General features: G+C 70.8%; 14 protein-coding genes. 8 read left to right on the forward strand and 6 right to left on the reverse strand.

Going from position 1 to position 14,564, the window contains the following annotated elements:
• Positions 1-32 precede the first annotated feature (32 nt).
• The 6 genes from bpln_RS20215 to bpln_RS20240 form a co-directional block, all read right to left on the reverse strand.
• The gene (locus tag bpln_RS20215) at positions 33-626 is read right to left on the reverse strand and encodes an iron-containing alcohol dehydrogenase (protein WP_055139803.1); all 594 of its coding nucleotides are present in this window, start codon (positions 624-626) and stop codon (positions 33-35) included.
• Between the two features lie 14 nt (positions 627-640).
• Positions 641-1,177 (reverse strand): beta/alpha barrel domain-containing protein, encoded by a 537-nt coding sequence (locus bpln_RS37415; RefSeq protein WP_055139804.1) that lies wholly within the window; start codon positions 1,175-1,177, stop codon positions 641-643.
• Complete coding sequence (locus bpln_RS20225) at positions 1,174-1,914, reverse strand: phytanoyl-CoA dioxygenase family protein (RefSeq protein ID WP_158512047.1); 741 nt, start codon at positions 1,912-1,914, stop codon at positions 1,174-1,176. Before bpln_RS20225 ends, bpln_RS37415 begins: the two co-directional genes overlap by 4 nt.
• A 280-nt stretch (positions 1,915-2,194) precedes the next feature.
• Positions 2,195-2,710, reverse strand: coding sequence for a hypothetical protein (locus bpln_RS20230; RefSeq protein WP_148654101.1), 516 nt, complete (start codon positions 2,708-2,710; stop codon positions 2,195-2,197).
• Between the two features lie 337 nt (positions 2,711-3,047).
• Positions 3,048-3,482, reverse strand: coding sequence for a histidine kinase (locus bpln_RS20235; protein WP_148654102.1), 435 nt, complete (start codon positions 3,480-3,482; stop codon positions 3,048-3,050).
• A 233-nt stretch (positions 3,483-3,715) separates the two neighbouring features.
• Positions 3,716-4,465 (reverse strand): COG4705 family protein, encoded by a 750-nt coding sequence (locus bpln_RS20240; RefSeq protein ID WP_055139807.1) that lies wholly within the window; start codon positions 4,463-4,465, stop codon positions 3,716-3,718.
• A gap of 267 nt (positions 4,466-4,732) precedes the next feature.
• Here bpln_RS20240 and bpln_RS20245 point away from each other — a divergent pair, with 267 nt between their 5' ends.
• The 8 genes from bpln_RS20245 (at position 4,733) to bpln_RS20280 (ending at position 14,559) form a co-directional block, all read left to right on the forward strand.
• Positions 4,733-5,068 carry a DUF4148 domain-containing protein gene (locus bpln_RS20245; protein WP_055139808.1) on the forward strand — a complete coding sequence of 112 codons (336 nt, stop codon included), beginning with the start codon at positions 4,733-4,735 and terminating at the stop codon, positions 5,066-5,068.
• A 172-nt stretch (positions 5,069-5,240) separates the two neighbouring features.
• Positions 5,241-5,798 carry an RNA polymerase sigma factor gene (locus tag bpln_RS20250; protein ID WP_244132013.1) on the forward strand — a complete coding sequence of 186 codons (558 nt, stop codon included), beginning with the start codon at positions 5,241-5,243 and terminating at the stop codon, positions 5,796-5,798.
• A gap of 43 nt (positions 5,799-5,841) precedes the next feature.
• On the forward strand, positions 5,842-6,621 hold the full coding sequence (locus bpln_RS20255; RefSeq protein ID WP_063891356.1) for a FecR family protein: 780 nt from the start codon (positions 5,842-5,844) through the stop codon (positions 6,619-6,621).
• A 178-nt stretch (positions 6,622-6,799) separates the two neighbouring features.
• Positions 6,800-9,268, forward strand: coding sequence for a TonB-dependent receptor (locus bpln_RS20260; protein WP_055139810.1), 2,469 nt, complete (start codon positions 6,800-6,802; stop codon positions 9,266-9,268).
• Positions 9,269-9,361: 93 nt separating this feature from the next.
• Positions 9,362-10,396 (forward strand): 2,3-diaminopropionate biosynthesis protein SbnA, encoded by a 1,035-nt coding sequence (gene sbnA / locus bpln_RS20265; protein ID WP_055139811.1) that lies wholly within the window; start codon positions 9,362-9,364, stop codon positions 10,394-10,396.
• Positions 10,397-10,403: 7 nt separating this feature from the next.
• Entirely contained in the window at positions 10,404-11,426 is a 1,023-nt protein-coding gene (gene sbnB / locus bpln_RS20270) for a 2,3-diaminopropionate biosynthesis protein SbnB (protein WP_055139812.1), read from the forward strand.
• Entirely contained in the window at positions 11,423-13,339 is a 1,917-nt protein-coding gene (locus bpln_RS20275; protein WP_055139813.1) for an IucA/IucC family protein, read from the forward strand. The genes sbnB and bpln_RS20275 overlap by 4 nt, the downstream gene beginning before the upstream one ends.
• Complete coding sequence (locus tag bpln_RS20280) at positions 13,336-14,559, forward strand: MFS transporter (protein WP_055139814.1); 1,224 nt, start codon at positions 13,336-13,338, stop codon at positions 14,557-14,559. The genes bpln_RS20275 and bpln_RS20280 overlap by 4 nt, the downstream gene beginning before the upstream one ends.
• The last annotated feature ends 5 nt before the right edge of the window (positions 14,560-14,564 follow it).

Consider the following 14,564-nt stretch of genomic DNA (forward strand, 5'->3'; position numbering starts at 1 on the left):
GTGATGTCGTAACGGTTTGTAAACGAATGCTTTCAAAAATCGCGCACGTTGTTGACACGTTTAAAACACTGGCGGAGCGGCGGGAAGGGCGCGGTGGCGGTGCCAGTGCCGCGTGCGTGCGGCCTTATGACATGGGACGTGGGCGGGTGCGGGCGAGCTGTCCGCGGCCGTCGCCGGGAGCGCGGAAGCGCGGCGAGGCGTCGGTATCCGCTGCCCGTGCCGGCCGTGGTCGGCACGGCGAGGCAGACCGGAGGGCGTCGCGCGGCCGCGCCTCGTGTCCGCAACGCATCGGCGGCGCCAAGGCCCGGATGGGCGGCGATGTGCCTTGCACCCTTGGTCGTGTCGATGACCGTTCCGCCGCCGATCGCGAGAATCGCGTCGGTGCCGCTGGCCGACACGAAGGCCCCGGCGGCCGTGATCGATTCGAGCGTCGGAAGATCATCGTCGACGAGGTAGTCGAGCCGGTCGCAAGGCAGCGCATCGAGGTTCAGCAGCGCGGCCGCATTGCTGAGTTCGAACGAGCGCGGCCCGCGAAACACCACGACGCGCCGGGCGGCAACCCCGCCGAGCAGACGCGGGACCAGCGCCGCGGCGCCGGGGAACACGAGCGGCGAGGACGCGGACATGACCGGGACCTCGATCACGCCGCGCGGCCGGACATCCCGTCCCCGGGGACGGTGCCGGCGTACGCGTCGGCGCCGCCCGCCACCATCGACAGGATGTCGTGCAGGCTCGCCGCCGCGCTTGCGCATTCGTGGGCGCGGCCGTGCCGCAGGATCGATTCGGCCGCGCGCGCCATGGCCGGATACGCGGCGCGCAGCAGGTGGTTCGCATAGATCACCCCGTTGACGCCCGCGGCTTCCAGGTCGTCCTCGCCGACAATGTCGTAGGTCGAGGAGACTGCGAAGAGCTCATAGCCTTCGGCCAGGCAGTCGAGGATGCTGACGTCGTAGCCGTTGCGCTCGAGGTTCGCGCCGAGGTAGCCGAGCCCGAGCGGATAGGTGCAGCGCGGCAGGTCACCGCGATAGAGAATGGCGCCGGGAGACAGCAGCATGACGCGCTGGAAGCGACGGGTTTCCCTGGCCGATCGCGCCGGCTCCAGGGCCCGGTAGACGATGTCCGGGCGTTGCCCCGGATCGAGGAACTCGACCCGGATCTGGCCGATCGAGCGTGTCATTGCATGGCCCCCTGCCGGCCGAAATCGAACAGGCGAAAGGCGAAGCCGTCGCCCTGCGATGTCATGCCAGCGATCTTGTCCGAGTAATAGCGCTCGCGAAAGTCGCCCTCGTGCGCGCCATTGAACGTGAGGAACAGATGGGCGATGACATATGGCGAAAGATTGGCGCAGGTCCGGTGCGGCGCGCGACCGTCGAACAGCAGCCCGTCGCCGGCATCGACGTGAAGCGGCCGGGGTTGCAATGACGCGAACAGCCCATCGTCGAGCTGTCCGTTCTGATTCGGGTACAGGTGGTCGGGCGATGGCCCGCCGGCCATTTCAAAGCCGCCGGTTTCGGGCCGCGACGCCTCGATCAGCGCGGCAACGGTCGCGTACTCCGAGGCATAGCGGTCCCAACCGGCGGCGGCATCCTGATGGGCCCGGAAGCCGGGCGATCCCGGATGGCGGAAATTGATCTTGTCCTTGAAAAGCTTGCACGAGCGCCCGAGTAAATCCTGAGCGGATGCCCGGCAGCGGGCCTGTAGATCGATGCCGGTGCGTTCGGAAAAATCCTCGACGAAACGTTCGACGCGTACCAGGCGTTGTCCCGTTTCGTCGCTTTCGTGATAGGCAATCAGCGCGGCGGGGCGGGCCGCCATATCGATCAACGACATGCAATAGGCGCGCGCGGCGGCGATTTCACGGTCGTCGACGAGGATGTGCTTCACCAACTGCCAAGGCCCATCAAGGGGATTCATGGCTTGTCGCTCTTGATTATTCCGTTGCGGATCGGCTGTCGGCAAACAACGCGGGCGCAATGCGGCATGCGGGCATGACAATGCCTGCCTGCGCGGCGCTACATCGAATGCTGGTTGCAGTCGGCCCTCATGAAGACTTTTGCGAGGGCGGCGGTGCGATGGCGGGGATGGCATCGATCCGCTCATGGGCTCGGCGGCAGGCGATGCCGCGTGCGTGCCGCCATGACGGCATGGGAGATGGACGCGGGGCTGCGGCCGGCGCGGTGCCCCGCGCCGTGACTCAGGGGTTCGCGGGCTGCAGCGTCTGATGCGGGTCCGGCAGCGGCGGCAGGTTCAACGAACGCTGGGCGCGGCGGTAGGCGGCGAGGAAGGCGGGCGCGTCGCCGCGCACCTCGCCCATCCAGCGCGCGAGTTCCGGTTCGCAGGCGTCGCCGTCGGCGTCGCGGAAACACGGCGAGCCGGCCGGCATCTGCCGCGCGGACCAGTAGAGCGCGAACAGCGTGGCCCGGTCGGCCGGCGCCAGATGCAGGCCGTGGTCGCCGCCGCCCGTGAACCATTCGCGGATCGCCGCCGCGAGCCGCAGCCCGGTCTCGTCGTCGGCGTACTCGAGGCCGTGCGGCTGGCCCTCGCGTGCATTGGCCAGATCGTGCGTGGCGACGGCGATCACGAAGTCCACCGGGCCGCCCGGCCTCGCGTCGGCCGGGCGCGGCGTGCTGGCCGGGACGGCGGCCGGGGCCAGCAGCGCGACGAGACAGACGGCGGGGGCGAGCAGACGGCGCAACGGGGATGGCTTCATGAGCGGGCGGGGTGACGGCGTTCGGCGTTCGGCGCTGGCGGCCGGCGTGCCGCGTGCGAAGCGCGCAAGCGTGGCGCGCCAGACTTGGCCGAAAAACAGGGTCATGGTCGATCGGGCCAACGGGCGGGGCTCCACGAGGCGGCGCGGTGTCAGCGAATCGTCATCGTTAACGTTCCGTTAAGGCCGCCCGGCGCATCCTTGCGTCCGACGCGTCGCACGCGAACCCAACCATGCGGAGTGTCGGGGAGCGGGATACCCAGACTGCCGTTCCCTGTTCACTCGGTTTCGACCCGGCCCCACCCGGCCGGGTCTTTTTTTATGCACGCGCGGCAGCGGCTCAACTGCCGCTGCTGGTCTTGTCGATCACCGCGAGCAGCTCGGCGAGTGCCTGCCGGCAGGTGGCGGCGTTGGGCCGGGACGCCCGCAGCGCGGACAGCGCGCGATCGATCGCGTCGTCCACGCGGTGCCAGTCGGCCGCCGCGCGCGGCTTCAGCGACGGCTCGGCGTCATCCCAACGGGTTTCGAGATCCTTGATGCGCGTCTTCGCGTCGTCGAGCTTGCCCGCGTCGACGCGTTTCGCGGTGTCGGCAGCGATCGCGCGAAAGCGCGACAGGTCGCCGAGCTTCGAGGGCGCGGCTTCGGCGGCGCCGATCGGGGCGGGCGCGCCGGGGACGAGTTGCAGCGCGGCGAGCGCGCCGCACGAGAGCAGCGCGGCCAGGCTCGCGCGGGACAGCAGGCGCCGCAGCGGCTGCGAGGCAATCTGGATCGACATGATGAATCTCCTCAGGAACGAATGGCCGGAACGCCGGCCGCGGTGACGAAGGCGGTGGCCGGCCGTGCCGCCATGAAGCGGCGGGCGCGGCCGGGCCGTTAAAAACACGACGAAAAAACGGCGAAAACACGATGCAGGCGTGGTGAACCCGCCACGAGCGGCGCGTCGGCGCGCCAGCCCGAGGGCCGGCCGCGCGCAGCACATATCAGGAATCAGTAATCAGGAATCAGGAATCAGGCCGAGGCACCGGGCCGCTGCGCGCGCCGGCCGGCAACGTCGAGCGCGCCCACCAGCAGCACGATCACGACCAGGAACGCGAGGCTCGTGTAGACCGTGCCGAGCCCGAGCCCGCCGTACTCGCGCGCCTGCGAGAGCAGGTCGCCGAGCGACGCGCCGAGCGGGCGCGTCAGCACGTAGGCGGCCCAGAACGCGAACACGCGCGACAGGCCGAACCGCGCGGCCACGGCGATCAGCCCGATCAGCACGGCGCAGGCGACCGTGCCGAGCCGGAAGCCCATCCCGAGCGCCTCGGTCGCGAGATCGCCGGCGGCGGTGCCGAGCGTGAACGTCAGCAGGATCGCGATCCAGTAGAACGCCTCGCGGCGCGTCGTGACGATCGTCTCGAACGACAGCGTGCCCTCGCGCCGGTACCAGAGCACGAACGCGGCGGCCAGCGCCAGCGCGAAGCCGGCACTGCTCGCGTAGAGGCTCACGTGCAGGCCGTCCGTCAGCGCGTCGGTGAGCTGGGTGCCCACCACGCTGACCAGCACCACGGCGAGCCAGTAGCGCCACGGCTCGTAGCGGCGCGCGCGGAACTGCGCGAACAGCGCGGCGGCGAGCAGGAGCAGCATGATCGCGCCGGTCGCGGCGGTGCCGAGCCCGACGTGGACCGCGAGATAGTCGGCGCCGGTCTCGCCGACGGTGGTGGTCAGGATCTTGATCAGCCAGAACGCGAGCGTGACGGGCGGCACCTTGTTCAGCATGCGGCCGGGCTCATCGGGGCGGATCGATCGAATCGATCGGGTCGAATTCACGGTGGTCTCCACGAGTGGCGCGCGACCCGGAATGGATCGCGGCGCTACTGTGCTTCCACCTGGCTTAAGCAAGGCTTACGGTTGCATTTTTTTCGACGACGGGCAGCGCCGCGTCGGCTGTTAAGGTCGACTTAACCGCGAACCCGGATGATTGGCATTGGACGTCAACGACGTTCGGTTTCTTTTTTTATGACCTAATCATCAGGAGTCCCCATCATGAAGAAGCTTCTCGTCTCGCTGTTTACCCCGCTGCTGGCCGCCTCGGCCGTCGCCATGCTGAGCGGCGTCGCGTATGCCGACGTCACGCACCTGACCTCGCGCGGCGACGTGCGCGCCGAGCTGGTCCGCGTCGAACAGGCGGGCTACCAGCCGGCACGCAATTCGAATAACTACCCGAACGACATCCAGGCCGCCGAAGCGAAGCTGAACGCCCGACCGGGCGCCGCGCGCGACACCTCGGGCTATGGCTACGTGCCGGCCGCCTCCACCCAGGGCGGCAGCATGGTCGCGCACCTCGCCGACTCGCGCGGCGGCGTCTATGCCCACCACTGACGGCCGCGCGGCACCGCGCCGTCCCATGCCGTTCCCGATCCGGCCGCCCCGGCCGGATCGCCGCCGGCGGCATCAAGCCGTCGGCAAAATGACAGACCGTTGACAGCCTCGGCAGGCGCATCAATAATGAGAATTATTCTCGATAACGGGCGGCTCTCGCTCTCCGCTGAACGTGACAGGCCTGCCCCGCGACGCCGCCGATTCATCGCTGATCGGTACGCTGATCAAACACTACGACGACCTCGTCAATCATGTTCGCCATCGTTTCGGCGATCGCGCGTTCGCACGGGACGTCGTGCAGGACGTCTGCGTGCAGCTGCTGCAGCGTCCGCCGGTCGAGAGCATCCGCACGCCGCTCGCATTCCTGCGGCATCTGTCGATCCATCGCGCGATCGATCGCTGGCGTGGCGACGAGGCCCATGCCGCGTCGGTCGATCTGACCGGCTTCGCCGTGCCGGACCTGCGTTCGGACGACGTCGACGGGGAGCAATTCTTGACCTACCAGCAGACAGTCCGCGAACTCGAACGGATCATCGACGATCTGCCCGCCCGGTGTCGCGAGGTCTTCATTCTCCACAAGCTGCACGACCTCTCGCAGGACGAAGTGGCTGCCGAGCTGCGCATTTCGCGTAACATGGTCGCCAAACATCTCGCCCGCGCGATGGTCGCGCTGGCGCCGGTCCTTCAACACCCGTTGCGAGCCGCGACGTCGAATCACGATGCAGCCTGAGCATTCCCGCAGTCCCGATCTCCGCGAAGCCGGCGATGACGCCTTGCGCGACTACGTCGGCTCGCTGCGCGAGCGTTATCCGCTCGATGCGATACGGCGCCGTGCCGCGCGCCGGCGCGGCGTGCGGCGCGCGATCGGCGGCACGGCACTGTGCGCCGTGCTCGGCGCGTTCGCCTGGCAGGCCGATCCGGCCTGGCGCGTCGAGCAGGTCAGTACGCCCGTCGGCGGCCATCTCGACCGGCGGCTGGCCGACGGCACGCGGCTCGTGCTCAATACCGATTCCGCGGTGTACTTCGAATCGCGGCTGCATTCGCGGCGCCTGTCGGTCGAGCGCGGCGAGGCTTACGTCGAGGTGGCGCACGAGGCGCTGCGCCCGCTGATGACGCGCGCGGGCGCGCTGCAGATCCGCGACATCGGCACCGCGTTCACGGTGCGCCGCGACGCGGCGCTCACGCAGGTGGGCGTGTCCTCGGGCGCCGTCGAGGTAGCGCTGGCCGGCCAGCCGGCGCGCCGGCTCGATGCCGGGCAGGCGCTCGACGCCAACGGCGGCCGGCTCGGCGATCCGCACGCGCTGCCCGCCGATGCGCTGGCCTGGGTGCAAGGGCGCCTCTCGTTCGACGCCGTGCCGCTGCGCACCGCCGCCGCCGAGCTGCAGCGCTACCGCGCCGCGCCGATCCGCGTCGCGCCCGACGCCGCGGCGCTGAAGTTGTCGGGCCAGTTCAACAGCGGCAACGTCGAGACGCTGCTCGACCTGCTGCCGCGCGTGCTGCCCGTCCACGTCACGCGCGCCGCCGACGGCGCGGTGCTGATCGCGCACCGCTGACTCCCCGCCGCCGGTTCCTGCCTGATCCCAGCCTGATCTCCTGCCGCTGTTCCCCCGCCGCTGATCCCTCCCGCCCGCCTCGCGAAAAAATATTTTCGCGGGGACGTCAACAAATCCGTTTGCCGTTTCGGCAACCCTCTTAGAACGTGTTCAATCACCGATAACGAGGAGTGGCAGCATGGGTTTCAGGGGGGGGCGGCAGGCAGTCGGACGATGGGTATCGGCGGCGGTGGCGAGCGGCTGCGTGTCGGCCGCCGCATGGGGGCAGGGCGCGGTATCGAGCTTCGACATCCCGGCGCAGCGGCTCGACCGCGCGCTCAACGCGTTCGCGCGGCAGTCGGGCACGCAGCTGCTGTTCGCGCCGTCGCTGGCCGAGGGGCACACGAGCCGGGCCGTGCAGGGGCCGATGACGCCCGCCGCGGCGCTGGCGCGGATGCTGGCCGGCTCGGGGCTGCGCGCCAACGCGACGGCGGCCGACACCTTCACGATCGACAAGGCACCGGCCGGGGCCTCCGGAACCGGCGCCCCGGGCGCGGCGGCCGAGCCCGCGCACGCCACCGAGCTGGCGGCCGTGGAGGTCTCCACCGACCGCACCCGCAGCGACCTCGTGCGGCCCACGCGGCAGACCACCGTGATCGACCGCGCCCAGCTCGAGCAGCTGCAGGCCGGCTCGAACACGCTCGCCACGGCGCTCAGCAAGGCCGTGCCGGGCTTCGCGGATTCCAGCCACACGATCACCGACTACGGCCAGACGCTGCGCGGGCGTAACGTGCTGGTGCTGGTGGACGGCGTGCCGCTCAACACCAACCGCGACTCGGCGCGCAACCTCGCCAACATCGATCCGAACGACATCGAGAAGGTGGAGGTGCTGCGCGGCAGCAACGCGATCTACGGCAGCGGCGCGACGGGCGGCATCGTCTCGGTCACGACGCGGCCGGCGGGCGGCGCGCCGCGCGCGGAAACCACCTTCTCGATGGAGACGCCGCTCTCGCATCTGGGCAGCGGCGGGCTCGGCGGCACGCTGCAGCAGTTCTTCAGCGGCAGCCACGGGCCGCTCGACTACGAGTTCAACGTCAGCGGCCAGCGCGTGGGCAGCTCGTATGACGCGCGCGGCCACCGCATCGCGCCCGAACCGAGCCAGGGCGACCTGTTCGACTCCGACATCTACAGCGTGGGCGGCAAGCTCGGCGCGCGGATCGACGCGAACCAGCGCATCGTGTTCTCGCTGAGCCACTACGACGCGAAGCAGGACACGCACGTGGGCAGCGATCCGTCGGTGGCGAAGCTCGCGCCCGGCACCGCCGTCGCGCGGCCGATCGACGGCCTGCAGCTGGCCGACCAGAACCGCATCCGCAACACCATCCTGAACCTGCAGTACGAGAACAAGGACGTGTTCGGCAGCACCGTGTCGACGCAGTTCTACTATCGCGACTACTTCACGCGCTTCGCCCCGTTCGACGCGCGCGCCGTGGCCACGCGCGGCAACAACATCGACCAGGTGATGCAAGACTCGACCGTGTTCGGCAGCCGCCTGACGATCACCACGCCGCTCGACTCGGCCAAGCGCACCAAGCTGCTGTGGGGCGCCGACTTCAACCAGGAACGCAGCGACATGCCGGACGACATCTTCGCGCCCGGCCCCTACGACGCGAGCGGCGGCCTCGTCTACCAGAAGACCGGGCGCCTGATGTACCTGCCGCCGCTGACCACGCGCAGCATCGGCGCGTTCGCGCAGCTGCAGCACAAGTTCAACGACAAATGGTCGGCCGAGGCGGGCCTGCGCTACGAGCACGCGAGCGCGAGCTTCGACGATTTCACGCCGCTCTCGCAGCTGCGCGTGGCCAACCCGTACCGCGTGCCGGGCGGCTCGACCGGCTTCGGCTCGTGGCTGTTCAACGCCGGCGTCTCGTATGCGCCGGTGCCGGGGCAGGAGGTCTACGCCTCGTTCAGCCAGGGCTTCCAGCTGCCCGACGTGGGCCTGCAGTTGCGCAACGCGACGGCCGGCTTCAATCTCGATTCGTCGAGCCTCGAGCCGGTGAAGACCAACAACTACGAGGTGGGCTGGCGCGGCAATCTCGGCAACCAGGCCGACGGCACGCTCGCGCTGTTCTACACGACCTCCGAACTCGGCGACGTGCAGAGCTTCAACAACGGGCTGATCCTGACGCGCACCGCCGAGCGCATCGCCGGCGTGGAGGCCAGCGTCGATTACCTGTCGGTCAGCGAGAAGTGGGGCCTGGGCGGCAGCGCGACCTACATGCAGGGCCGCGAGCGGCCGCAGGGCAGCCCGAACTACCAGGACATGACGGGCTACCGGATTCCGCCGCTCAAGCTCACCGCCTACATCGAATACCGCCCGACGCCGCACTGGAACACGCGCCTGCAGGGCACGTTCTACGCGGCGCGCGACTATCGGCTCAACGGCAAGATCGGCTTCGGCCGCCTCGACACGAGCAGCTACACGACGCTCGACCTGATGTCCACCTGGCAGGTGACGAAGCAGGACAAGCTGACGATGGGCGTGGAGAACCTGCTGAACCGCTATTACCTGCCGCTCTACAGCCAGCTGATGCGCAACAGCAACAACACCAGCCGGCTGCCCGCGGCCGGCGCCGTGCTGAGCGCGAGCTACACGCATCGCTGGTAATCCGGCCGGGCGCCGGAGGGCGCCTTGCCATTTTGATATGGAATGAGACGCAATCTCATTTTCATGATTAGTTATCCTCAACAGGAGGCAAGGATGATCGGCAACGATATCGTCGACTGCATCGGCGCCACGCCGCTGGTGCGGCTCGACCGCCTGACCGGCACGCGCGGCCAGGTGTTCGCGAAGCTGGAGATGCTGAACCCGGCCGGCAGCATCAAGGACCGCCCGGCGCGCTACATCGTCGAGCGCGGGCTGGCCGACGGCACCATCGCGCCGGGCGCGCACATCGTCGAGAGTTCGTCGGGCAACCTGGCGATCGCGCTGGCGATGGTGTGCCGCGTGAAGGGGCTGCGCTTCACGGCCGTGGTGGACCCGAAGATTTCCTCCACCAACCTGCAGATCCTGCGCGCCTACGGCGCCGGCATCGAACGCGTGACGACGCGCGACAGCCAGGGCGGCTACCTGGAGACGCGCATCGCGCGCGTGCGCGAGCTGCTCGCCGCCGATCCCGGCTCGGTGTGGATCAACCAGTACGGCAACCCGCGCAACTGGGAGAGCCATTACCACGGCGAGGGCACGGAGATCGCGCGCGCGCTCGGCGAGCCGGCCGACCTGCTGGTGCTCGGCGTCAGCACCTCGGGCACCATCCTCGGCCTCGCGCGGCGCTTGCGCGAGGCGTGGCCGAAGCTGCGCGTGGTGGGCGTCGACGCGGTGGGCTCGGTGCTGTTCGGCGCGAAGCCCGGCCCGCGCGAGTTGCCCGGCATCGGCGCGAGCCGCGTGCCCGAGCTGCTGTGCCGCGACGACATCGACGACGTGATCCACGTCGACGACTACGACGCCGCGCTCGGCTGCCGGCGCCTGCTCGCGGCCGAGGGGATTTTCGCGGGCGGCTCGTCGGGCGCGGTGGTGGTGGCGATCGAGCGGCTGCTGGCGCGTGCCGCGCGCCCGCCGCGCATCGTCACGCTGTTGCCCGATCGCGGCGAGCGCTATCTCGACACCGTCTACGACGATGCCTGGCTCGCGCGTGTCGCGGCCGCGCGTCAAGCCGCGCCGGCGCCGGCCGTGCTGCAGGCCGCCGCGTCCGTGTCCTCCTCGTCCTCTGTTTCCCGCTCCGCCGCGATCCACTGAGATCATCATGACCCAGACCCAATCCGAAACCGGCCTGCTCTATCTCGGCCGGCAAGACATCGTCGCGCTCGGCGGCGACCGTTCGCAGCCCTACGTCGAGGCGATCGTCGAGGGCCTCGCGCTGCACGCGCGGCGCGCCTTCGTGCAGCCGCTCAAGCCCTACCTGCGCTGGCCCGGCGCCGACCATATCGCCGATCGCATCATCGCGATGCCGTGCTACGTCGGCGGCGACGATCCGGTGGCCGGCCTCAAGTGGATCGGCAGCCGCCAGCACAACCCGGCGCGCTACGGCCTCGAACGCGCGAGCGCGGTGATCGTGCTGAACGATCCGGACACCAACTATCCGGTGGCGATCATGGAAGGCGGGCTGATCAGCGGCATGCGCACCGCCGCGATCAGCGCCGTCGCCACGCGCCATCTCGCGCGCCGCGGCTTCGACGAGGTGGCCTGCATCGGCTGCGGGCCGATCGCGCGGATGCAGATCCAGACGCTGCTCGAGCAGTTCGATTCGATCCGCCGCGTGCGCGTGTTCGACCTGTCGGCCGACGCGATGCGCGAGTTCTCGCGCCAGCTCACCGCGCGCTTCCCGCAGGTGGCCTGCGAGGAAGCGCCGAGCGCCGAGCGGGCCGTGCGCGGCGCGCCGGTGGTGGTGACCTGCACCGTCGCCGATGCGCCGTATCTCGAGTACGACTGGCTCGCGCGCGGCACGTTCGTCTGCAACGTCTCGATCATGGACGTCCACAAGGATGTGTACGAGCGCGTGGAGAAGGTGGTGGTGGACGACTGGGATCAGTCGAACCGCGAGAAGAAGATCATCAACCAGCTCGTGCTCGAAGGGCGCTTCTCGCGCGAGCGGCTGCATGCCGAACTCGGCGAGATCGTGATCGGCGAACGGCCGGGCCGCGAGAACGACGACGAGATCATCCTGCTCAATCCGATGGGCATGGCGCTCGACGACATGGTCTGCGCGCGCCACTTCCACCGGCTCGCGCTGCAGCAGGGCGTGGGCACGCGGCTCGCGCTGTCATGACGGCGGCGATTGCCGACGCGTGGTGCGAGACCGACCTGGCTGATGTGGCTTCGGCGGCGCGGTTCGCTGACGAAGCCGGGCGGCGGCTCGCGCAGGATCTGTTCGACGCGCTGTGGATGGAGAATCCGCACGGCTTTCGCGAGCGCGCGCGCTGCTCGGCCGAGGCCGCGCCGGCTTCGCTGGCCGTGCCGCTCGGTGACGGCCGCGTGCTGGTCTGGCGCGGGCGGCGCGTGGAAGGCTGGCGGCCGTTGCGGCTTGCGCCGGAGCAAGCCGTGACTCTGGTGGGTGAGGCGGATGCGAGCGCCGTGCCGCTCGACGCGGACGCCACGCTCGATCATCTGCAGAGCGCGGCCTGGTGGCCCGCGCTGGCGCGTCCGCTGGGCGGCCTGCTGCGCGACGCGCGGCGCCAGTTCGCGCGCACGCTCGCGGCCGAGGCGCGCTGGCTCGCGCGCCTCGACGCGGCGCCGCGTGCGCTGCTGGCATGGGAGGCGCTGTGCTGCCTGCGCGATCGTCCGTTCCATCCGTTCGCGCGCGCCAAGGTCTGGCCCGGCGAGCCCGGCGACGCGTTCGACGTGGAGAGCGGCCAGCCGGTGGCGTGGCACTGGCTCGCCGTGCCGCGTGGGCGCGTCATCGCCGGCACGGCGGGCGGCCTGGAGGGCGCCGACGATGCCGAACGGCAGCCCTGCGCGCATGCCCTGCTCGATGCGCATGAGTTCGCCACGCTGGCTTACCGCGCGCGAGAAGCGGGCGCCGATGCCGACGCGCTGTGGCTGCCCGTGCATCCATGGCAGATCGCGCAACTGCGGCGGCGGCAACCGGCGCTGCTCGACGGCTGCGTCGATCTCGGCGCCGGCCCCGGCACCGGCACGCCGACCGCGTCGCTGCGTTCGCTCGGCGTGGCGCGCGCGCCGTCGCTGCATCTGAAGCTCGCGCTCGGCGTGCAGGCGCTCGGCGCCGAGCGCGTGCTGCCGCCGCGCTATCAGCACAACGGCGAGCTGGCGCAGCGCTGCCTGCGCACGCTCGCCGAGCGCGACCGGTGGCTCGGCGCGCATCTGCGCTGGTGCGACGAAAGCGCGTGGTGGGTGCTCGGCGCGACGCCGGCGCCGCACGACGAGGCCACGCTGATCGCCGAACGCGGCGATCTCGGTTGCCTGCTGCGCCGCTATCCCGACGCGGACGGCGACAACTGGCTGCTGCCGATGGCCGCGCTGGCGGTGTGTACCTCGGACGGCCGGCTGCCGGCGCTCGACGCCGCGGCCGGCGCGCGGCCCGCTTCGCGCGAGGCGCGCCGCGCCACGTTCGCGCGCATCGCCGGGCTCGTGATCGAACTCGGCCTGCGCTGCCTGCGGTATGGCGTGATGCCCGAGCTGCACGGCCAGAACGTGGTGCTGCGAATCGGTGCCGACGGCGCGACCGGCATCGTGCTACGCGATCACGACACGCTGCGGGTCTGTCCGGCGCGGATGCGCGAGGCCGGCATCGCGACGCCTGACTACGTGATCGATCGCGGCTCGCCGAACACGCTGATCCTCGACGATCCGCTCGAACTGCTCGCCTACTTCCAGACGCTGGCGGTCGGCGTGAACCTCTACGCGATCCTCGCCGCGCTTGCCGATGTCGATACCGACGGCGACGAGGGCGATGGCGAGGCGGCCGGCTGGCGGACCGTGCATGACGCGCTGCGCGAGAGCGTGGCACGCGTGTTCGATGAGAGCGACGGAGCCGACGCCTCCACCACCGCGCTCGGCGTACGCGTGGCCGAGGCGCTGTTCGAACGTGACGCCTGGCCGTTCAAGCAGCTCGTGATGCCGCTCGCGGGCCGCGCGTCGGTCGGCACCGGCATGCCGAGCGGGCTCGGCGCGATCGGCAATCCGCTGCATCTCGCGGCAGCCCGCGCGGACGCGCCGCGATGAGCGCCCGAACCGGTCCGGCCGTCGTCACGCTGGTGGCCTGCCAGGGCGTGATCACACTCGGGCTGATGGTGCTGGTGCCGATCATGCCGTTCTTCATCCGCGGCCTGCTTGGCGCGGACGCCTCGCTGGCCGATGTCGCGCGCTGGACCAGCATCGCGCTCGCCGCGCCCGGTGTCGGCGCGCTGGCGGCGGCGCCGTTCTCGGCCGGCTGGTGTGAGCGCTACGGCTACCGGCGCGCGCTGCTGCTGGCGCTCGCACTGTTCGTCGCGAGCCTGCTCGCGATGGCCTCGGCGCGGCACCCGGCGCTGTTCGTCGCGGGCCGCGTCGCGCAGGGCGCGAGCACCGTGAGCGTGATCGTCACCGCCTATCTCGCGCGCGTCAGCGATGCCGCCACGCGCGGGCGCGCGCTCGGCTGGCAGGAGTCGGCGGTGGCCGCCGGCGCGCTGGCCGGCCCCGCGCTCGGCGGCATCCTGCAGGACCTCTGGTCGGTGCGCCCACTGCTCTACGCGGTGGCGTGCGGCACCGGCCTCGCCACCGCGGCGCTCGCGCTGACGCTGCGCGAGCCGGCCCGCGAGGCCGCCGGCGGCGACCATCGCGCCGCCTCGGCGGCCAACCGCGCCGCGCGCCAGGCGCTGTTCGCCGACCGCGGCTTTCGCCGCTGGGTGCTGGCCGGCAGCCTGACGCAGGCCGGCGCGTTCGCGCTCGTCAACGTGTTCGCGCTGTTCATCGACGCGCGCTTCGCCGGCCGCGCCGAGCTGGCGAGCACGGTCGGCCTGCTGCACGCGCTCGGCTGGTGCGCGACGCTGGCGGCCGGGCCGTTCTGGGGCGCGCGCAACGACCGGCGCGATCCGGCCCGCCACTTCGTGGCCGGCGCGCTGCTGTGCGCGCTCGCGCTGGCGCTGATGCCGTTCGCGGCCTCGCTCTGGCTGATCGCGCTGCTGCGGATCATGCAGGGCGCCGCCTACGCGGCGCTCGCGCAATCGATGTTGCTGGTATGCAGCCGCGCGGCACCAGTCGCGCTGCAAGGGCGCGTGACCGTGACCGCCCGCAGCGCGATGGTGCTGGGCCAGCTGTTCGGCCCGTTCGCGGTGCTCGCGCTGCTGCCGCTGCTCGGCCCCGCCGCGACGCTGTGGCTGACCGCGGCGATGTTCGTCGCCGCGGCCGGCATCGCGCATCGCGGCGCGGCCGTGTCCTTTTCCTCCGTGACCGAACCCAGGTGATCGCC

This window comes from Burkholderia plantarii, from assembly GCF_001411805.1.
Taxonomy (GTDB): domain Bacteria; phylum Pseudomonadota; class Gammaproteobacteria; order Burkholderiales; family Burkholderiaceae; genus Burkholderia; species Burkholderia plantarii.